Here is a 20225-nt window from a genome sequence, read left to right as displayed (position 1 = left end):
GGAGTTGTGTTCGGGGTCGGGCACAGCTGTGATTCAGCTGTGTCCCGACCCCGACCGGCGCGTTCAGGACCCGGACCCCCCGCTCGCCGCGTGGGCCGGGGCGGCCGGTGCGACCTTCTTCACCTGCTGCTCGGTGATCTTGATGAAGCGGCCCTTCTCCATCACGTACTGCCTGTCGGAGAAGCCGACCGCGACCAGGTGGAACTGCTCCACCATGACCACCGACAGGCCCTCGTCGCAGAGTGCGCGCAGAGCGGAGTACAGGCGCTCGGCGATGACTGGCGCCAGACCCAGCGACAGCTCGTCGACCAGCAGCAGCCGGGGCCGCGACATCAGCGCACGGCTGACCGCGAGCATCTGCTGCTCACCGCCGGACAGCGAACCGGCGACCTGGTTCTGCCGCTCCTTCAACCGGGGGAACAGTTCGTAGACGCGCTCGAACTGCTCCTTCATGTTCGGTGTGCTGACCCCGTAGGACCCGGTGATGAGGTTCTCCCGCACCGAGAGCGTCGGGAACACCTGCCGCCCCTCGGGCGAGAGCGAGATGCCCAGACCGACCCGCTTGTGCGCCGGCATGCCGGACACCTTCTGCCGGCGGAAGACGATCTCGCCCTTGCTCGGCGGGATCGCGCCGAGGATGGTCTTGAGCAGCGTGGACTTCCCGGCACCGTTGGACCCGAGCACCGAGACCATCTGACCCTGCTCGACCTCCAGGTCGATGTCGAACAGCACGGGGAGCCGTCCGTAGCCGGCCCCGACGCCCTTGAGCTCAAGCATTGTCCGTGCTCCCTTGGTTCGCGCTGACGCCTTCCTGCTCGGCCTCGGCGATGTCGTCGAGGACCTCGTCCGCCTCCTCGGCCAGCGTCGCGGCCTCGTTCACGTCGGCGTTCTCCTCAAGGTCGAGTACCGACCCGAGGTACTCGGCCCGGACCACCGGGTCGGCGGCCACCTCGGCCGGCGTACCCGAGGCCAGCAGCTGGCCCTGATTGAGCACGTAGACCAGGTCGGCGTTCTCCAGCACGGCCTTCACGTAGTGCTCGACGAGGATGATCGTCAGGCCGAGGTCGCGCTGCAGTTGACGCAGCAGGGCGAACAGGGCGTGCGCGTCATCGGCGTCCAGACCGGCGGCGGGCTCGTCGAGCAGCACGATCGCCGGACCGCACATCAGCGACCGGCCGATCTCGATCCGGCGCTGCCGGCCGAAGTCGAGGTCGGAGACGCGGTCGTGCCAGTGGTCCTTGATGCCGAGCAGCACGCACATCGCGTACGCGGCCTGCTCGGCCCGCGCCTCGGACTTGCGCACCGAGGGGAAGCTGAGCAACGTCGTGATCGGGTTGCCCTTGATCGCCAGGTGCGCGGCCGAGAGCAGGTTCTCCCCGACGGACAGGTCGTGGTTGAGGCGGTTGGCCTGGAACGTGCGTCCCATGCCGAGCTTGGCCCGGTCCCACGGCCGCATCGCGGTGACGTCCTTGCCGAACATCGTGATGGTGCCGGAGTCCGGCACCTTCAGTCCGTTCAGCACGTCGAAGCAGGTCGACTTGCCCGCCCCGTTCGGCCCGAGCAGACCGACGAAGGTCTTCGAGGGCGCCGTGATGGTCACGTTCTGCAGCGCCTTGACGCCACCGAAGGCGATCGAGAGCCCACTGCCGACCAGAGCGTCACCGCTGTCGCCGCGGTGCGGCAGGAACGCCTCGAGGACGGCCAGCGCCTGGTCGCGCTCGGGGTCGAGGCCGGACTCGGCGACGATGTGCCCGGCTCCAGTGCTCGTACTCACTTGGACTCCGATCCGGCCGTCGCCGGCACCTTGGCCTCACGCCGGGTCGGTGGCGGTGCGGCTCCCCCGGAGGATCTGTTCTTGGCGCTCGCCCGGGCGGCCTTGCGCTTCTGCCGGGCGCGGCTGTCGAAGATGTCGGCGAAGAAACCGCCGACCCCGCGCGGGCCCATGAGGATGCCGAGCACCAGGCCGAGACCGCCGAGCAGGTACGGGTTGAGTTCGATGTCGATCTCGGCCAGCAGGAGCGGAGCCAAACGGAACAGCAGCGCCACCGCGACGACGGCGAACATCGACTCGAACCCGGCCATGATCGGGATCGAGAGGTAGAGCAACGAGTTGAACGAGTTGAACTCGAAGACGCCCGGTGGCGAGCCGTAGAACACCGCCAACATCACGCCACCGAGGCCGGCGAACCCACCCGCGATGGCGAACGCGGCCACCTTGTACTTCCAGGGCGACACCCCCACGGCGGCCGCGGCCGCCGGATCGACGCCGACCATGATCATCGACCGGCCGAACCGGGAGTTGCGGAACCGGGAGAGGAAGTACATCGAGATCAGCAGGAACGCCAGGACGAAGTAGTAGAGCCGGTCGTCCACGGACAGCGTCGCGCTGCAGGGCTCGGAACAGGTGAGGCTGGCTCCCCACACATCGGGCCGAGGGGTCTCCAGGGGGCTCTGACCACCGGTCAGCGAGGCCTCGGTGAACAACGAGTTCTCGATGAGGAACTGCAGGGACAGCGTCAGGACGATGACGTAGACGCCGGACAGCCGCATCGCGACCAACGAGACGAGCACCGACACGATGATGGCGAACCCGATGCCGTAGAGCGCCGCGATCGGGAACGCCAGGTCGGTGTACGTCCCGCGGGGCAGGTCGACGAAGGGGATGTCCCAGACGGTGCCGTTGTACTCCCGGGCGGCGAACCCGGAGATGTAACAGGCCGCGCCGGTGATGCCGGCCTGGGCCAGGGAGATCTCCCGGCCCCAACCGACCACGACCAGCAGGCCGAGGGCGGAGACGGCGAGCACCAGCCCGGTGGTGACGTTGTAGACCCAGTTGTTGGCGCCGACCAGCGGGTAGAGCACCAACATCGCGAGCAGCACGAGCAGGCCCGGATGAACACCGAGCAGGCCGTGCACGCGGTCCAGGGGATTGGAACCGGCGCCGCCCACGCGCGGCGGCACCGCGATCGTGGGATGTGATCCGTTCTGGGACGGGGAGTGGCCCCCGGTCTTTGTTGCTGTTCCGTGTGCCATGACCAGCTATCTCCTTCGTCGACGATTCGGGGTGGGGTGTCGGTCCGTCAGGTCAGTTACCTGCGAGGACGGACGAGCCCTTCTTGCCGAATCGGTCGATGCCGATCACCACGGAGAACAGAATGAAGACGACGACGATCTCCTTGATGGCCTTGTCCGGGTTCCCGAACACACCGGCCTCCATCATCGAGTCGACGACCGCGATGAGCACCGCGCCCGCGAGCGCGAGCGGGATGCTGGCGAACGCGCCGAGAACGCAGACGATCAGGGCGCGCAGGAAGATGAACAGGATGCCGGTCGTCTCGGTGCCCACCTGGTTCGCGATGAGAATGCCGCCGAGCGCCGCGATGGCGCCGGAGATCGCGTAGACGATGGTGCCGACCTTGCCGATCGGGACGCCGACCAGCTTGCTGGCCTCAACGTTGTCGGCCACCGCGCGGGTGTAGACGCCGAACCGGGTCTGCTGCAGCAGGATCGCGAAGCCGATCACGACCACCACCAGGATGATCAGCGTCGCCAGCTGGTGGTACGACACCCGTTGGCTCACGTCCCCACCTGGGGTGCTGACGTCGAAGCCCCCGCCACCGAACGGGCTGGGCGCCTGCTCACCGGAGGACTTGTTCTTGGTGAAGATGATGCCGATCATGATCAGCATCAGCGCCAGCGAGAAGTTGGTCAGCGTGGTGCGGGGGTAGGTCGCCATCCGGGTGCTGGTGACGATCCAGCCGTAGAGGGCCGCGACGCCCGCGCCGGCGAGCATCAGCCCGAACATGACCGGCCACTTCGGCAGGTCGGGCCGACCGCCACCCCCGCCTTCACCGGCGAGCAGTTCGGAGCCGCCCGAGTAGCTGGGCGTGCAGAAGTACCAGAACAGCAGCGCGCCCGCGAGGACGATGCCGCCGTGCACGAAGGCGATCGTGCGGCTGATCCGGTAGCTGAGGACCAGTGCCACCGCGACCAGGCCGTACAGGCCCGAGGTGGTCACACCGGCGACCACGGACGGACCGAAGAGCCCGCTGTTGAAGTCGATTGCGTGTGTTGTCAGCGAATCCATACGTGCTCGCTGCCTTCCCCGCCGCGGGGACGCGGCTAGTTCCGGAGGCACCCTTGTGCGGACGCGTCGGGAAACGCGTCGCGGGGCCCCCACATGTCAGGTAGGTGGCCTCCGCACCGCTGCCGGCGAGACTTCAGGGACGAGCCCGAAAGCGATGCGAACCGGTGCAGTCTAGCCCCGGCGGATACCCCCCTGACCAGTACCGACCCCCGGTTGAGAGAGGAAATACTCCCTTCAGGAGGTGGATTTCCCGCACTCGATCTTGGAACCGGTCCCCCGGCGGGCTACGGGTGGCGGATCAGGCCCTCCTGGACAGCGCTCGCGACCAGCACGCCCTCCTGGTAGATCCGGCCGAACGAGAGCCCCCGCGCGCCGGACGCCGACGGCGAGACCTGGTCGTAGAGCAGCCACTCGTCGGCCCGGAACGGACGGTGGAACCACATCGCGTGGTCCAGCGAGGCCCGGATCATGTCCTCCGGCCGGGCGGCGTGGTGGGGCACCAGGCTCGCGTGGAGCAGGGAGAGGTCGCTCATGTAGGCCAGCAGGCAGCGGTGCAGCATCTCGCCCGCGGGGACGTTCTGGTCCCCGCCCTGGTCCTCGGCGTAGTGCCCGGACGAGGCGCCGGCCCGCATCCACACCCGCGCGATCGCCGGGTGCGAGAAGTCCTGGATGATCCCGCCGGGCGCCGAGGATCCCGCGAAGCGGAAGTCCAGGGCGCCGAACTCGGCCGCCATCGCCGCGGCGACGTCCGAGCGCATCACCCCGGCCAGGGAGTCCGCCAGCGGCGGGCACTCCTCGGGCGGCGGGACGTCGTTCGGCATCACGTCCTGGTGGGACAGCCCCGGCTCGTCACCCTGGTAGGAGGCGGTCAGATAGAAGATGTGCTTCCCGTGCTGGCGGGCCGCGACCCGGCGCGCGCTGAAGGAGCGGCCGTCCCGCAGCGTGTCGACGTCATAGACGATCGGAACCGCGGGGTCGCCCGGCAGCAGGAAGTAGGCGTGGAAGGAGTGGACCAGTCGCTTGGGGTCCACCGTCAGACTGGCCGCGAGCAACGCCTGTCCGAGTACCTGGCCGCCGAAGACGCGCTGCATGGCCGTCTCCGGCTGCTTGCCGCGGTACAGCCCCTCCTCGATCGTCTCGAGAACGAACAGATCGACGAGTTCGCCGGTGGATCTGGGCACTCCTCCACCCTAGAGCCACCCTGGTGAGTACTAGGGGAGGTCCTCGCGCTCGTCGTCGCCGTAGACGCCGCGGCCCTCATAAGCGACCGAATCGATCCGGCCGAGCTGCTCGCGGAACACGTAGCGGAACACCACCTTCAGCGCGGCGGTGATCGGCAGCGCGGTGAGGGCCCCGATCGCGCCGCCCACCGCCGCGCCCACGAGCACCGCGACGAAGACCGCGATGGGCGAGAGGTCGACCGCCTCGGAGAAGACGCGCGGCGCCAGCACGTAGTTCTCGAACTGCTGGTAGGCCAGCAGCACGAGAAAGACCACGACCGCCAGGCCCACGCTCTCGGTCAGCGCAACCAGCATGCACAGGACGGCTCCGATGGTCGCCCCGACCTGCGGGATCGCGTCCAGGAACGCCACCGCGAGCCCGAGGATCATCGAGTACGGCACGCCCAGCAGGCTGAGAAACGCGCCGCTGAAGACACCCGCGGTCAGCGAGACCACCAGCTGCCCGGTGACGTAGCCGCCGATCCGGTCCAGCGAGTCGTCGAGAACCTGTACCCGTTCCGAGTCGCCCAGGGCGCGGACGGCGAAGGAGTGCAGGCGCGGCATGGCCATCATGAAGTAGATGGTCAGGGCGAACACGGTGAAGATGCCGAACAGCGCCGTGACGATGCCGCCCAGGATCCCGTAGACCGTGCCCAGGGAGGCGGCCAGGATCGAGGGGATCTTGTCCACCTGTTCCTGGATCTTGCGCTGCACCTCGGGGTCGTCGAGCTTGACGCCGAGGATTTCGCGACCCTCGCCGCGTTCGTTGAGGTCGTTGAGCAGGGTCGGGATGTTCGCCACGAAGTCGCTGGCCTGCTCGACGGCCGGCACCACCATGAGCCAGATGATCAGAGCGAGCAGGATCAGGGCCCCGGTCACGAGGACCAGCACGGCGTGCCCGCGGCGCAGGCCGCGCGCCTCCAGCTTGCGGATGAACGGCTCCAGGCCGGCCGCGAAGAAGAAGCCCAGGAAGATCGAGGCCAACACCGACCGGACCTCGGTGACCAACAGGGCGAGCGCGACCACGCCGAGGACCGTGGCGGTGGCCTTGGCGACGTAGAGCATCGGCGGCCACGTCGGGCCGCGCGAGACCTGAACCGGGCCGTCGGATGCGGACATGTCCATCCGACGTTAGGACGCCCACGCCGCAGAACGGCCCAGGCGCGCCCTACTGCGCGGGCTGGACTTCGCGGGCGAAGCGGGCGATCCGCCGCTCGACGATGAAGGTCATGCCCGGGATCAGGCCGGCCAGGATCATCTCGGCCAGCCGACGCATCGGCCAGCGCGACCGCCGGAACAGGTCGAAGGCGAGGATCAGGTAGACGATGTAGAAGTAGCCGTGGACCAGGGCCACCCACATGAAGTCATGGTTGTCGAACCCGTACTTCATCACCATCGCGAACACGAGCAGCACCAGCAGACCGCCGACGATGTAGGCGGCCACCTGATAGCGGCCGGCCGGGGTGTTCTTCACTGGGCGTCCTTCTCGGCAAGTCGGGTCAGCATCGCGTTGTAGGCCGCCAGCTCGGGGTCCTGCGCCGGATCCACGACCGGTACCGGCGCCCGCCGCACGGCGACCGGCTCCAGCTCGAAATCCTCCTCCGGTTCGCCGTCGCGGGCGGCCCGGATGCCGTCCCGGCACAGCCAGGCCCAGACGCAGAGACCGAACACGCCCATCGCCGGCCACTGCAGCGCGTAGCCGAAGCTGCGCCCGTTCCCGGCGTCGGCCCGGACGAACTGCCACCAGGCCAGGGAGGCGCAGCTCACCACCACGAAGACCGTGAACGCATGCAGCGCCAGCCAGCGCGGCTTGAACAGGACGGTCACGGCCTCCACGGTACCTGCGGCAATCACCCCGGCAGCCGGGTGCTGACCGGGGTCAGCGCACCACCGCCGAACCAGGTCGAGTCCACGCCGCCATGGTTCATCCCGCCGGCGGAGTCCTGGCCGCCGCCCATCGGCATGATCTCGAAGCCGACCGTGGCCGCGTAGAGCACCGAGCCCCCCGACAACAGCACCTGACCGCGGGCGGCGAGAAATGCGACGAACCCGGCCGGTGACGCGCTCTCCGTCGGCCCGACCCGGCGCAGCGCGACGAGGTACGCCTGCGCCTCCGAGTCGGTCGGGTCGAACGGGAGCGCGGCCAGCGGGGCGCCGCCCGCCGCCGCCACCGCCCCGGCCTGGACCAGCCACGACGCGAGGTAGGTGCCGTAGAGCGGAGCGGGCCCCGCGCGGAGCCCGTCCAGGCTGGACCGGGAGATCTCCCACCCGGCCAGCGCGAGGACGGCGTCAGCCTTGCCCTGGCCCGGTGCCGGGTTCTCGGCGACCACGATCCGCGCGGCCTTGGCGGCGGCCCGCACCGCCTTCTCCGCAGCCACGCCGCGGGGCGTCGTGTCGGTGATCAGGCGCAGGCGGCGCACGCCACGGGTGTCCAGGTTCTTGACGAGGCCACGCAGCGCGCTCTCGTCGGCAGGCGCGAGGGCGTCGGCCGGACAGGCCTCCAGCGGGGCGCGCGATCCGCCGAGAAACGCGCCCATGGCGGCCGAGACACACTCCGCGCCGTCCGGGCCGGACAGCCTGTCCTGCGCGGGGTGGCGGTCGCCGGTGTTCACGATCTGGGCGGCGACCTGGCGGCCCTGGCGCACCTCGAGGAGCGAGCGGCCGGCCGGCAGTTGCACTTCGGCCCACAGGCCCTGGGTTCCCGGTCGCGGCTCGGCACGGTACCGCCGGCCGTCGACGACCACGTCAGTGAACCGGTCGGTCATCACGTGCACGAGGTTCAGGCCGGGGCGCTGGGGCGCGATGACCAGGCCGGTGATCGCGTCGTCCAGGGTGAGCGCGCGCACCAGCGGCGAACCGGCCACCGGGGGCGGTCCGGGCGGGGGCAGGCTGGTCAGCACCGCGCCGGCCACGACCGCCGTCACCAGCACGCCGAGTTCGAGCCGGGCCAGCACCGCACCGCGGCGCGGATCGGGGTCGGAGTCGGACCGGACGCGCCGGGCCCGGAGCACGAAACGCACCCCGAGGCCGAGCAGGCCGGCCCCGACCAGCAGGGCGACCTTGATCACGACCACGGTGCCGAAGTCGGTGATCGTGATCCCGCCCAGGGTCACGTCGTAGTTGCGGGCCGACAGCACACCGGTCCCCGCGGCGAGCACGCCGGCGCCGAGCGCGACCGGGCCCAACCGGCGGACCAGCGCGGCCCGGGTGCCCGGCTCAGCGGTGGCCGAGGCCAGCACCGCGCCGGCCCACACGACGGCCACCGCAACGTGACTCAGCATCAGAACGGCGTCGCCCACCGAGGAGGTGACCGCGCTCCAGCACAGCCACACCACGAGGGCCGCCCCGGCGGCGAGGGCGAGCGGGACCGGCCCCCGCAGGGCCGCGGCCGCCGTCAGCGCCAGCAGCGGAATCAGCAGGAGATATCGGGGGCCGGACAGATTCCCGACCGCCCCGGCCACCGCGGCCACCGCCCCGGCCGCGGCGAAGGTGGCGATCAGGCGCCGGGCCGGCTCGGTCGGTGAACCGGCCAGCGGGCGGATCAGCGTCACGCCGGCCAGGAGGGCGGCAGCGACCAGCGCCACCGCCCGGGCGACTGTGTCCGCGGCCGGCAGATCGGCCGCGGACTCCCCGCCGCCATGGGCAGAAGCGGGAGCCGCCGCCCCGATCTGACTAAGTGTCAGGATCAGGGCGGCGGCCACCCAGCGGAGTGCGTTCCGTGCTATCGGACGTCCTCGTCGGCCACCACGAACAGCATGGAGTGGGGCTTGGCATCGCCGTAGTCGCCGTGCGGCCAACTCGTGCGGTTGAAGTTGACGCAGCTGGCGCCGGTGTTCTCGTCGATGAAGGTGTCATCCAGCGAGAGCTTGCCCTGCTTGCTGATGTTCAGGATGCAGAGCTGGTGGTTGCCATCGTTGTTGGTACGGGCCACGAAGTAGTTCGAGAACGCGAGCCGGGTCACGTTCGTGGTCTCGTGGTAGTACCCGTCCTTGCCGATGGTGAAGTTGTCCGGGGTGCCCCAATGCGGGCCGCCGGAGGTGTTGTCCTGCACCAGGAAGCTGTCGGTCAGGGTCGGGCAGTCCTTCTCGGCGCCGCCCTTGCTGACTTCCTGGATCGTGTCGATCGAGCAGGTGGTATTGGTGCCGGCCGCGAGCAGCTTGCGGATGTCCAGCATGTAGACCTGCTTGGCGACACCGCTGTCGGCGGGGTCGATCGAGCCCGGGTTACGGCCGATGACCGCGTGGTAGAGGTACTTGTCGTCCGGGCTGGTCTGGACCCAACCGCCACCGTCGCAGCCGCCGCCCTCGTTGACCTGCGGGTTGTGGATACGAGCGGCCGTGGTGTCGTCGAAGACCTCACGCCACTTGGGCTTCGCCGCGGTGATGTCCGGGGTGTAGTAGATGACGCCACCGCACATGGAGGACGCGAAGGCACCCTTGTGCTCCTTCTGGTTGGTGACGGTCACCTCCATGATGCCGCGGGGCTCCTCGTGCGCAGCGACCCGCTCCTTGCGCGGACCGTCGGGCATGATCGAGACCGACCGCAGCTTGGCGTTGTCCCGCTCGGTGATGTCCCAGGTGCGGACGGTCGGGCGGAAGATGCGGGCATCCGGTGCCTTGACCGGGTCGAGCACGATGTTGCGCGGCTCCGCGTAGTCCGAGGCGATGAGGATGTTGAGATCCTCGCGGGCTTGGATGCCGTGCGGGTTCGCGCAGGTGGCCGTGGGAATGGCCGGGATGTTCAGGCAGACGTTCGGGTCCTCGGAGTCCGGGAGCGCGGCCGGCACCTCGGAGAGGGTCTTGCCGTCCCTGCCGATGTGGACCAGCGAGCCCGGCGAGCCACCGAAGCCGTTGGAGAGGCGGACCTCGCCATTGGTGTAGGTGCAGGGCCCGGGCACGTCCGCGCCACCCATGTAGGTGCCGTAGGCGGTGCCGTCCTTCAGCGTCCAGTACGCGTCCGGGATCGAACCGCACGGGGTGTCGGTCGGCAGGTTGACGCCCTTGATCGTGACGTTCGGCAGCGCCTTGACGTCGAAGACGTAGGTGATGTCGCTGTAGAGACCGCCGGCGAAGATCTCGTCGCCCTTGTGCCACAGGTACTGCATGTGGTGCGGCTCGTTCTCCACGACCGGACCGGTCGTGACGGTGTTGACGACCTTGCCGTAGGTCGGCGAGCCCTTGGTGGCGTCGATGACCGCGAGGAAGTCGGGGCCGACTGCGTTGTCCCGCAGCTCCTCCCCGTCGAAGGAGACGATCGGCTTGGTCTTGACCAGGCTCGCGGTGTTGTTGTCTGCGGCGTTCCAGTCACCGGCCCAGGCGACGATCCACTCGTGGCGGATCTTGCCGTCCGCGGTCACGATCTTCTTCGCATCCGGGTTGGTCCCGTCGAAAGCCGACTTCACCAGCGCGCGCTTGGCCCGGGCGACCTCCGGGCTGTCCTGCACCAGGTGGTTGGTCGCGGTGAAGATCTCGCCAGTGGTCGAGGTGAAGTTCGACGTGAAGACCTTGACCTCGTCCGAAGCGTTGGCCGACGTGCCTTGCAGGCCGAAGACGGCCGACCCGATCAGGACCGGGACAGCGGCCATGGCCGCGTATTTGCGGCGGAACAGCGTGCTCATTGTTCTCCGAGGGGGTGTGCACGGGCGCGCGCGCCCGTGGGCCGTGGGCCGTGCGCACGGTTGAGGAGGGGGTGAAGCGGGCGGGGAGCTGGACGGTTATTCAGCCCAGCAGTCGACGCAGGAGCGCGTCAGCACTCACACAGATCGCTGGACTCCGCATGAGGTCGACGTGCAAACGCTCGACCAGCAGTTCTCCGATGCCCATACCTGAGACGTTATCAGGGGAATTGAGCTATCGCAACTAAGGCGACCAACTCAATCGAGTTTCACGTCTCCGGGCTCCTGACCTGCATGTTCGGACAATTGCCGCGGCAGTTGTTCGGACAACCGACCGCTGCTGACGGTGCGTCAGCGCGCGCCGGCGGAGTCCATCTCGGCGGCTTCCTCGGGCGTCGGAGCACTCCCGCCCAGGTGCGCCGGGAGCCACCAGCGGTCGTCCGGGCCGGCCGGCTGGACCGGGTAGTCCCGCTGGGCGCGGTTGAGCAGTTCCTGCATCCGCCGGCGCAGCTCGACGGCCAGCGCCTCGAGGTCCTCCCCGCGCTGCGGGTACATCGGCTCGCCGACGTAGACCAGGACGGGCACCCGGCGCTTGAGCAACTGGCGCTTGCGGCCCTTGGTCCACATCCGCTGCGTGCCCCACACCGCGACAGGGACCAGCGGCGCCTTGGTCGCCACCGCCATCCGCACCGCGCCGGACTTGATCTCCTTGACCGTGAAGGAGCGGCTGATAGTGGCCTCCGGGAACACCCCGACCACCTCGCCGGCCTTGAGGGCGCGCAGCGCCTCCCGGAACGACCCGGACCCGGCATCGCGGTCGACCGGAATGTGCTTCATCCCCCGCATGAGCGGACCGGAGACCTTGTGCGAGAACACCGCCTCCTTGGCCATGAAGCGAGTCAGCCGCTTCGAGGGCCGGGCGCCCCAGCCGGCGAAGATGAAGTCCAGGTAGCTGACGTGATTGGAGGCCAGCACGACCGGGCCGGTGGTCGGCACGTGATGCGCACCGTCGACCGTGATCTTCAGGCCCAGCCCGCGGAACCACACCAGCGCGGCGGCGATGACCGGCGGGTACACCCGCTCGGGGCCGTCGTACGCGATCGCCTTCTCATCCGCCATGGGCAAAACCCTAGGGGACGCGGGCGCAGGCGGCCCCCGTCACCCGAAAGCGCAGTACGGCACATCGCGGTCACCCCCGAAAGCGCAGTACGGCACGTCCGAACGAAAAACCAACGTGCCACGGTGCGCTTTCGGGGGTGCTTGGCGCACGCGGGTGGCTACTCGGGGATGACGCCGAGGCGGCCGGTTTGGAAGTCCTCGAAGGCCTTCATCAGTTCGGCCTTGGTGTTCATCACGAAGGGGCCGTAGGCGGCGACGGGCTCGCGGATCGGGCGGCCGCCGAGGATCAGGACGTCGAGGCCGCCGCCGTGGCGGGCCTCCTGGGCACCGTTCGCGCCGACCACGATCGCGTCGCCCGCACCGAGCACCGCGGTGGTGCCGGTCGCCAGCGGCGTCCGCTCGGCGCCGACGTGGCCCTCGCCGGAGAGCGTGTAGACCAGCGCGTTGTACGCGGGGTTCCACGGCAGACGGACCTGGGCCCCGGGGGCGATGGTCGCGTGCACGAGTGTGATCGGGGTGTGCGTCGAGCCGGGGCCGGCATGCATTCCATGAACACTGTCGCCGAGCTCGCCGGCGATGACGCGTAGCAGCGCTCCCCCATCCGCCGAGGACAGCAGCGCGACCTCGCCGCCGCGGATGTCCTGGTAGCGGGGGGCGATCATCTTGTCCGCGGCCGGCAGGTTCACCCACAGCTGGATGCCGTGGAACAGGCCGCCGGAGAGCACCAGTTGCTCGGGCGGGGTCTCGATGTGCAGCAGGCCGGAACCCGCGGTCATCCACTGGGTGTCACCGTTGCTGATCAGCCCGCCGCCACCGATCGAGTCGCGGTGCTGCATCTCCCCGTCGATCATGTAGGTGACGGTCTCGAAGCCGCGGTGCGGATGCCACGGAGTGCCCTTCGGCTCCCCCGGCGCGTACTCGATCTCGCCCATCTGGTCCATGTGGATGAAGGGGTCGAGGTGGGCCTGGTCGATCCCGGCGAACGAGCGCCGGACCGGGAAGCCCTCGCCCTCGTGCCCGGTGGGAGACGGGCGGGCGGCGAGCACCGGCCGGGTCACGGTCGTGGCCGGGTCGGGCTCGGCGATGCGCGGCAGGACGGTGATGTCGGAAACGGTGACGGCTGGCATGGCGGCCTCTTCGGGAGCAGATGCTGCCACAACTTAGTTGACGCGTCCACTATTCCTCTCAGCGCGTGCCTGCACCGCGAGGCAGCCGACCCGTCTGCCGTCCGAACCATGAGGCGTGTCACGCCTCATGGTTCGAGGGTCAGAGGCCGAGGTCGCGCCCGACGATCTCCTTCATGATCTCGGTGGTGCCGCCGTAGAGGGTGCTGACGCGGGAGTCGCGCCAGGCGCGGGCCACCGGGTACTCCTCCATGAACCCGTACCCGCCGTGCAGCTGCAGGCAGCGGTCGATGATCGAGCGGGAGAGCTCGGTGGTCCACCACTTGGCCTTGGCGGCGTCGGCCGCGGAGAGCTCGCGGTTGGTGTGGTCGGCGATGCAACGGTCGACGTAGACCCGGGCGATGTCGAGCTCGGTGGCGATCTCGGCGGCGACGAAGCGGCTGTTCTGGAAGCTGCCGATCGGCTGGCCGAACGCGGTGCGGGTCTTGATGTAGTCCAGGGTCGAGGCGAAGATCCGCTCGGCCCGCGCGATCGAACCGATCGCGATCACCAGCCGCTCCTGCGGCAGGTTGTGCATCAGGTGGTAGAAGCCCCGATCGAGCTCGCCGATGATGTTGTTCGCCGGAACCCGGACGTCGGTGAAGGACAGCTCGGCGGTGTCCTGGGCGTGCAGGCCGATCTTGTCCAGGTTGCGGCCGCGCTCGAAGCCGGGCATGCCGCGCTCGACCATGAACAGGCTGATCCCCTTGTGCTTGGCCGCCTTGTCGGTCTTGGCCGCCACGATCACCAGGTCGGAGTGAATGCCGTTGGTGATGAAGGTCTTCGAGCCGTTGATGACCCAGTGCGCCCCTTCTCCGGACCCCTCCTGGACGGCGGTGGTCTTGATGCCCTGCAGGTCGCTGCCGGCGCCGGGCTCGGTCATCGCGATCGCGGTGACCAGGTCGCCGGTGCAGAACCCGGGCAACCAGCGCTGCCGCTGCTCCTCGGTGCACAGCTCGGTCAGGTACGGGCCGACCACCTCGCTGTGCAGCGAGAGCGCGAGGCCGGGCGTGCCCTCCAGCGCCTCACAGAGGACCGCGTTGTAGCGGTAGTCGGTGTTCCCTCCGCCGCCGTACTCCTCCGGGACGGACAGCCCGAGCAGGCCCGCCTTGCCCGCGGCCCGCCAGGCTTCGCGGTCGATGATCCCGGCCGCCTCCCACGCCTCGTAGTGCGGCGTGACCTCTTTTGCGACGAACGCCGCGACGGCATCCGCAAAGGCCAGGTGGGACTCGTCAAGCAGCGTCCGGCGCATTTGAATGTCCTCCAGGTTTCGCCAAATGTGGGGCGGGCCACACAAACGAGACATTTCATGGGGATACTGCTCGGTATGGCCCGCTTACACCGTAAGGCTGGTGCTGCCGTCTGTGCAGTTCTCGGCCTGGCCATCGTGCCGCTGATCAGCGCCGATGCCCAGGCCGACGCGACCTATGCGGCAGTCGCCGAGGCGACCGGCACGCGCGTGATCCTCACCAACCAGTCGATCCCGCTCAATGTGGCACCCCAGTTGCAGGGGCCGACCGCCTCGGCGGTGCAGAACTCGCTGCAGCAGTCCGACGCCTACGCCGCCTTCCCCTACCCCGGGGAAGAGGTCGCGGGCATCCCCGGCGTGGTCGGCGGCGCCGCCGGCGTGCCGCTGCCGGCCTACCCGTTCGTGATCGCCACCAGCTTCGGCGACGGCGCGAAGCAGCTGTCCTACCCGGGCATCGAACTGCGGGCGGAGAGCACCGAGACGCTCACCCAGTCCACCGCGACCGGCGGGTCCACCGGCGCCGGCGGTACCTCCTCCGCGCGGGTTGCCCGCGACGGGGACGACGTGGTCGCCAAGGCGGTGACGGACCTGGATGCCCTGCGCATCGGGGAATCCCTGGTGATCAGCGGCCTGCACGCGGTCGCCACGGCCTCGCGGGACTCCGCCGGCAAGCTCACCCGCGCCTCCGAGCTGAGCTTCACCCGCCTGAGCGCTCCGGGCTTCGTGATCGGCCTGACCAACGGCAAGTTCACGCTACAGAACGGCACCGAGGCCCCGGCCCAGAACGACGTCCCGCTCGCCCAGATCGCGGCGGCGCTGAGCGGGGCCGGCTACCCGACCACCTTCCAGGTACCGCAGGAGACCCCGGACGGGATCATCGGCGCCGGCCTGCAGATCCAGACCACGCTGCCCGCCCCGCCGGCCGGTACGCCGGGCGGGTTCTCCGGGGAGACCCCGGTGACGTACACGATCGGGCTGCTGCGCGCCGAGGTTGCCTACACCGTGCTGCCCACCACGCCGGCCGCCGCCGACACCGGGGTCGACGCCGGGGTCGACGCCGCGACCGGTGTACCGGGCGCCCCCGCCCTGCCCACCACTGATCTGGCCGGCCTGCCCGGCACCGTTCCCGTCCTGGCGCCCGTCGCCGCTCCGGTCGCCGGCATCGACCTGGCCTCGCTGCAGGCCTCGCGGGCCGCGGTCGGCTCGGACGTGGGCTGGATCTACCTGATGGTCGCCGCCGTCGGCCTGGCCGCGGTCGGCGGTTGTGCCGTTCTGTACCGAGGAGCTCGCTGATGCCACTGCTGGACTGGGCCCGCACCCAGTGGGACCGCGCCCTCGGCGCCCTGGCCGTGCTGATCGGCGCGATCCTGCTGCTGGTCGGCTGGATGAAGATCAGCGACACCGGGTTCGTCTCCGAGCAGCTGCCGTACCTGGCCTCGGCCGGCCTCGGCGGGGTGTTCCTGCTCGGCCTCGGCGGCATGCTCTGGCTCTCCGCCGACCTGCGTGACCAATGGCGCGAGTTGCGCGGGATCCGCGCCCGGCTCGATGCGACGGCCGACCTCGCGGAATGAGTTCGATCAGCCTCGGGGAGGCCCGCGCCGGCACGAGCCGAACCGCGCGGGCTCGTCGCGCACGCCTGCACGACGGCCCGGAGCCGTGGTCGCGCCGCGACGCCGTCGCCGTGGCCGTTGTCCTGCTGCTGGCCCTGATCGGCCTGGTGATCGGCTGGCTGGGGGTCAGCGACACCGTCGACCTGGACTCGCAGACCGGCTGGCTCGGCTTCGGGATCGCGGCCGTGATCCTCGGCGGCTTCGGGATGGTCATCTGGCTGCTGCTCGGACTGCGCCGCGTCGCCGTCCTGCGCCGTGAGGTGCTGACCGAGCTCGACCGCCGGCACCCGAAGCCGGTCCGTACACCTGGAGTCCTGACGGACGGTCAGCAGTTCGGGACGGTGACCGGCATGCGCCGCTACCACGCAGCGGGCTGCCAATTGCTCGAGGACAAGGCGCCGAGCTTCGCCGCGGCGTCCGTGCACGCCGAGGCCGGACTTCTCCCCTGCCCGATCTGCACAGTCGGAGGGGCGCCGCCCCCCGACGTCCCCCCGAACAACACGGGCGGAGGCCGGGCATGAGTTCCTACGTCCCGTTCCTGGTCTTCGGGCTGGTCTACGGCTCGATCTACGGCCTGGCCGCGATGGGCCTGGTGCTCACCTACCGGACCTCGGGCCTGTTCAACTTCGGCCACGGCGCGGTCGGTGCCGGCGCGGCCTTCGCCTTCTACGAGTTGCGCGAACAGCGCGGGCTGCCCTGGCCGGTCGCCGCGGTGTTGGCGATCGTGGTCTTCGGCGGGATCCTCGGCCTCGGCCTGGAACGGATGGCGCGGGGGCTGGCCAAGGTTCCGGTCTCCTACCAGATCGTCGGCACCATCGGCCTGCTGCTGCTGATCCGCGCCAGCGCCACCTGGATCTACGGCTCGGAGTACCGACTCTTCGACCCGTTCCTCCCCCGGGAGGAGGCGTTCACCGTCTCCGGGGTCGTGGTCACCTGGGACTCGGTGATCACGTTCGTCTCGGTCACCGGGGCCGCGGTCGGGCTGTACCTGCTCGTCGAGCGGTCCCGGCTCGGGGTGATGATGCGCGCGGTCGTCGACGACCCGGCACTGCTCGACACTGCCGGCGTCGCCCCGACCCGGGTCCGTCAGCAGGCCTGGCTGATCGGGTCGATGTTCGCCGCCGCGTCCGGGGTCCTGCTCGCCTCGCAGCAACAGCAGTTGGACGCAACCCTGCTCTCGCTGCTGGTCGTGCAGGCCTTCGGTGCGGCCGCCCTCGGCGCGTTCCGCAGCCTGCCGATGGCCTACGCCGGCGGCCTCGCCGTCGGCGTCGCGCAAAAGCTCGTCTCCAAGGAGACCGCCAGTCGCGAGTGGCTGCAGGGCCTGGACTTCAACCTGCCCTTCATCGTCCTGTTCATCGCCCTGCTGGTGCTCGGCCGGGGCCGGCTCGGCGACCTCGGGTCGCAGGTCCGCTCGCGCGCGGCCGCGCCGTTGGTGCTGCCACCGCAGCTGCGCTTCTTCGTCATGTCCCTCGTGCTGCTCGGCGCGGTGCTCGTCCCGCACGTGGTCGGCTCGCGGCTGCCGGTGTGGATCAACGCGATGAGTCAGGTCCTGCTCTTCCTGTCCCTCGGCCTGCTGGTGCACACCTCGGGGCAGGTCTCGCTGTGCCACATGGGCCTGGCCGCGGTCGGTGCCGCCGCGTTCGCGCACGCCGTTTCCAACGGGGTGCCGTGGGGCCTGGCGGTGCTCTTCGCCGGACTCATGGCCGTCCCGGTCGGCGCCGTGGTCGCGATCCCGGCGATCCGGCTCTCCGGGCTCTTCCTGGCCCTGGCGACGCTGGGCTTCGGCATCTTCATTGCGCAGTTCTTCTACGTGAAGAGCTACATGTTCGGCCTCTCGGACCTGAAGACCGGGCGGCCGTCGGGCTTCACCTCGGACACCGAGTACTACTACCTGCTGCTCGCGTTCGCGGTGGCCGGCATCGCCCTGGTGATGGCCATCGAGCGGGCCCGGCTCGGCCGGTTGCTGCGCAGCCTCGGTGACTCCCCCACCGCCCTGACCACCCTGGGCACCTCGGCGAACGTCACCCGCGTCCTGGTGTTCTGCATCTCGGCGTTCCTGGCCGGGATCAGCGGCGCGCTCTACGCCGGCCAGTTCGGCTCGGTGTCCGGCACCAGCTTCAACTTCGTCTTCTCACTCATCCTGCTCGCCGTCCTCGCCATCTCCGGTCGCTCGACCGTGACCTGCGCGGTCGTCGGTCCGTTGTTCATGTTCGTCGGACCGGCGTACAACACCGGCTTCGAGGACGGCTTCCAGGTCCTGTTCGGCCTCGGCGCGATTCTGGCCGCGGTCTACGCCACCCGGCGTCCGAACCTCCCCCTGCGCAGGTGGGCCACAGAATCCGCCTGGCGCAAGGAGAGCACCACCCGGGCCCGCCGCTCGGCGGCCGCGACCAAACCGGCCGCGGCCCCCGTCGGAGCCTCCCGGTGAGGCCCCGGTCCGTGCGAGCGCGGGCGCTCGCCCTCGGTACCTGCGCGGTGCTGCTGCTCGCCGGCTGCGGCACCCGGGCCGACGACGCCGAGATCCAGGCCGGAGCCGGCGGCGGTCCCGTGCCGCTGCCGGAGTCCGCGATCGCCGACCTGCAGAGCTCGCTTCCGTCCGCCCCGGGCGCGACCGTCGTCGGCGCCCCGCAGACCGGAGCGCAGGTTCCGGCGGCGGTCGCCGGTTCGGTTCCTGACGCTTCGTCAGGAGCAACCGCCCTCCCGACGGGCGGCCAGGCGACCGCCGGGAAGCCCGCGGCGCGGGCGCCCGGCACCGCGGCCGCCTGCACGACCAAGGGCGCTGCGGTGGCCATCGGCCAGGTCGGCACCTACTCCGGCGTGACCGGGTCGATCTCCGCTCCGGGACGCACTGCGCTCGCGGTCTGGGCCCAGGACGTCAACGCCCGCGGCGGGCTGGCCTGCCACCCGGTCACCGTCTACAACCGCGACGACGGTGGCGACCCGTCGCGCTCGGCCGCGTTGGTGCAGGAGCTCATCACCCAGCAGAAGATCGTGGCGCTGGTGGGCAACACCGTCGCCTTCTCGGTGTCCGGTTTCCGCTCCGCGGTCGAAGCCGCGAAGATCCCGGCGATCGGCGGCGAGCTGATCGCGCCGGAGTGGCACGAGAGCCCGTGGATGTTCCCGCAGGGCGCGTCCATCGGTGACCAGATCGTCGGGTTCATCAAGCAGGGCGTCGAGGCGGGCAAGAAGAAGCTCGCCTATCTGTACTGCGTCGAGGTCGGCGCGTGCACCTACGCCGACAAGGTCCTCAAGGAGGGCGGCGCGAAGCGGGCCGGCGCCGAGATCGTCTACAGCTCGGCGATCTCGATCACCCAGACCGACTTCACCGCCCAGTGCCAGAACGCGAAGAACGCCGGCGCCGAGCAGATCGCGCTCGGCATGGACGGCTCGGCGATGATCCGCCTCGCGCGCTCCTGCGCGGCGCTCGGCTACAAGCCCCTGCTCTCCGGCGTCGGCGGGACGATCAGCCCCGGCCAGGCGACCGACGCGCTCCTGCGATCGTTCAACCTCGCCACCGCGACCTCGGCCGCGCCGTGGGTGCTCGACGACACCCCGGGTCTCAAGCAGTACCAGGCCGCGCTCAAGCGGTACGCACCCTCGCTCGCCCCGGACGGAGCTTCCATCTCGGTCTGGACCTCGGCGGCACTGTTGGAGAAGGCCGTCGCCCTCGCGGGCGACGAGGCACGCACCGGACCCCTGACGACGGCGATGGTCGTCACCGGGCTCGGCAAGATCAAGAACGAAACTCTCGGCGGTTTGACGGGCCCCCTCACCTTCACGCCGGGACAACCCAAGGCGGTCAGCAGCGGCTGCCTGTTCTACGAACTGCTCACCCCGCAGGGGTGGACGGCTCCCCGAGGGAGCAAGACGATATGCGTCTGACCCGGGTCCTCCCCGCGCTGATCGTCGCCGGCTCGTTACTGCTCACCGGCTGCGGCACCCGCGCCGACGACGCGGAGATCCGCGCCGGCGCCGGTGATTCCGGAAAGGTGACGCTCAGTCAGGAATCGCTGGACAAGCTCCGCGCGGCAACGGCCGGCAGCGGAGCCGTGCCCGGCGCCGGCGTTCCCGCGGTGGGCATTCCCACCGGGGTCGTCGACACCGGATCGCTCAAGCCCGGCGCGCCGGGAACCAGCGGCGCACCCGCCGCCCCGGGACCGGCC

General features: G+C 70.1%; 18 protein-coding genes and 1 pseudogene. 6 read left to right on the top strand and 13 right to left on the bottom strand.

All coding sequences use genetic code 11. From position 1 onward, the window contains the following. Positions 1–63 precede the first annotated feature (63 nt). The 13 genes from H0X00_RS05365 to H0X00_RS05305 form a co-directional block, all read right to left on the bottom strand. A complete protein-coding gene (locus H0X00_RS05365) occupies positions 64–777 on the bottom strand; it encodes an ABC transporter ATP-binding protein (protein ID WP_293767757.1) in 714 nt (237 codons plus the stop codon). Further along, positions 770–1774: an ABC transporter ATP-binding protein gene (locus H0X00_RS05360; protein WP_293767756.1), complete on the bottom strand. Its 1005-nt coding sequence runs from the start codon at positions 1772–1774 to the stop codon at positions 770–772. The genes H0X00_RS05365 and H0X00_RS05360 overlap by 8 nt, the downstream gene beginning before the upstream one ends. Next, positions 1771–3033, bottom strand: coding sequence for a branched-chain amino acid ABC transporter permease (locus H0X00_RS05355; RefSeq protein ID WP_293767754.1), 1263 nt, complete (start codon positions 3031–3033; stop codon positions 1771–1773). Before H0X00_RS05355 ends, H0X00_RS05360 begins: the two co-directional genes overlap by 4 nt. A gap of 52 nt (positions 3034–3085) precedes the next feature. After that, positions 3086–4087, bottom strand: a complete 1002-nt coding sequence (locus H0X00_RS05350) for a branched-chain amino acid ABC transporter permease (protein WP_293767753.1) — start codon at positions 4085–4087, stop codon at positions 3086–3088. A 284-nt stretch (positions 4088–4371) separates the two neighbouring features. Continuing rightward, positions 4372–5268, bottom strand: a complete 897-nt coding sequence (locus tag H0X00_RS05345; RefSeq protein ID WP_293767751.1) for an acyl-CoA thioesterase II — start codon at positions 5266–5268, stop codon at positions 4372–4374. 30 nt (positions 5269–5298) lie between these two features. Beyond that, complete coding sequence (locus H0X00_RS05340; RefSeq protein WP_293767749.1) at positions 5299–6426, bottom strand: AI-2E family transporter; 1128 nt, start codon at positions 6424–6426, stop codon at positions 5299–5301. Positions 6427–6475: 49 nt separating this feature from the next. After that, positions 6476–6781 carry a DUF3817 domain-containing protein gene (locus H0X00_RS05335; protein ID WP_293767747.1) on the bottom strand — a complete coding sequence of 102 codons (306 nt, stop codon included), beginning with the start codon at positions 6779–6781 and terminating at the stop codon, positions 6476–6478. Next, a complete protein-coding gene (locus H0X00_RS05330) occupies positions 6778–7134 on the bottom strand; it encodes a hypothetical protein (RefSeq protein ID WP_293767745.1) in 357 nt (118 codons plus the stop codon). Before H0X00_RS05330 ends, H0X00_RS05335 begins: the two co-directional genes overlap by 4 nt. A gap of 23 nt (positions 7135–7157) precedes the next feature. Beyond that, on the bottom strand, positions 7158–9008 hold the full coding sequence (locus tag H0X00_RS05325) for a CopD family protein (protein ID WP_293767743.1): 1851 nt from the start codon (positions 9006–9008) through the stop codon (positions 7158–7160). A gap of 20 nt (positions 9009–9028) precedes the next feature. Then, on the bottom strand, positions 9029–10924 hold the full coding sequence (locus tag H0X00_RS05320; protein WP_293767741.1) for a hypothetical protein: 1896 nt from the start codon (positions 10922–10924) through the stop codon (positions 9029–9031). Positions 10925–11272: 348 nt separating this feature from the next. Continuing rightward, positions 11273–12040 carry a 1-acyl-sn-glycerol-3-phosphate acyltransferase gene (locus tag H0X00_RS05315; RefSeq protein ID WP_293767740.1) on the bottom strand — a complete coding sequence of 256 codons (768 nt, stop codon included), beginning with the start codon at positions 12038–12040 and terminating at the stop codon, positions 11273–11275. A 158-nt stretch (positions 12041–12198) separates the two neighbouring features. After that, complete coding sequence (locus H0X00_RS05310) at positions 12199–13167, bottom strand: pirin family protein (RefSeq protein ID WP_293767739.1); 969 nt, start codon at positions 13165–13167, stop codon at positions 12199–12201. 139 nt (positions 13168–13306) lie between these two features. After that, complete coding sequence (locus tag H0X00_RS05305; RefSeq protein WP_293767738.1) at positions 13307–14455, bottom strand: acyl-CoA dehydrogenase family protein; 1149 nt, start codon at positions 14453–14455, stop codon at positions 13307–13309. A 57-nt stretch (positions 14456–14512) separates the two neighbouring features. On the opposite strand from H0X00_RS05305, the gene H0X00_RS05300 reads away from it, so the two are divergent. The 6 genes and pseudogenes from H0X00_RS05300 to H0X00_RS05275 all read left to right on the top strand — a co-directional run. Next, positions 14513–15745 carry a hypothetical protein gene (locus tag H0X00_RS05300; protein WP_293767737.1) on the top strand — a complete coding sequence of 411 codons (1233 nt, stop codon included), beginning with the start codon at positions 14513–14515 and terminating at the stop codon, positions 15743–15745. Then, complete coding sequence (locus tag H0X00_RS05295) at positions 15745–16023, top strand: hypothetical protein (RefSeq protein ID WP_293767735.1); 279 nt, start codon at positions 15745–15747, stop codon at positions 16021–16023. The genes H0X00_RS05300 and H0X00_RS05295 overlap by 1 nt, the downstream gene beginning before the upstream one ends. After that, on the top strand, positions 16020–16583 hold the full coding sequence (locus tag H0X00_RS05290; protein WP_293767734.1) for a hypothetical protein: 564 nt from the start codon (positions 16020–16022) through the stop codon (positions 16581–16583). The genes H0X00_RS05295 and H0X00_RS05290 overlap by 4 nt, the downstream gene beginning before the upstream one ends. Further along, positions 16580–18490, top strand: coding sequence for an ABC transporter permease (locus H0X00_RS05285; protein ID WP_293767733.1), 1911 nt, complete (start codon positions 16580–16582; stop codon positions 18488–18490). The genes H0X00_RS05290 and H0X00_RS05285 overlap by 4 nt, the downstream gene beginning before the upstream one ends. After that, complete coding sequence (locus H0X00_RS05280) at positions 18487–19944, top strand: ABC transporter substrate-binding protein (protein WP_293767732.1); 1458 nt, start codon at positions 18487–18489, stop codon at positions 19942–19944. Before H0X00_RS05285 ends, H0X00_RS05280 begins: the two co-directional genes overlap by 4 nt. Continuing rightward, positions 19935–20225: pseudogene (locus H0X00_RS05275) on the top strand (hypothetical protein); the annotation flags it as partial. The gene H0X00_RS05280 and the pseudogene H0X00_RS05275, both read left to right, overlap by 10 nt.

This window comes from Sporichthya sp. (assembly GCF_013815995.1).
GTDB lineage: Bacteria > Actinomycetota > Actinomycetes > Sporichthyales > Sporichthyaceae > Sporichthya.
The sequence above is the reverse complement of the archived record's forward strand: the minus strand, read 5'-3'. Positions and strand labels throughout refer to the sequence as shown.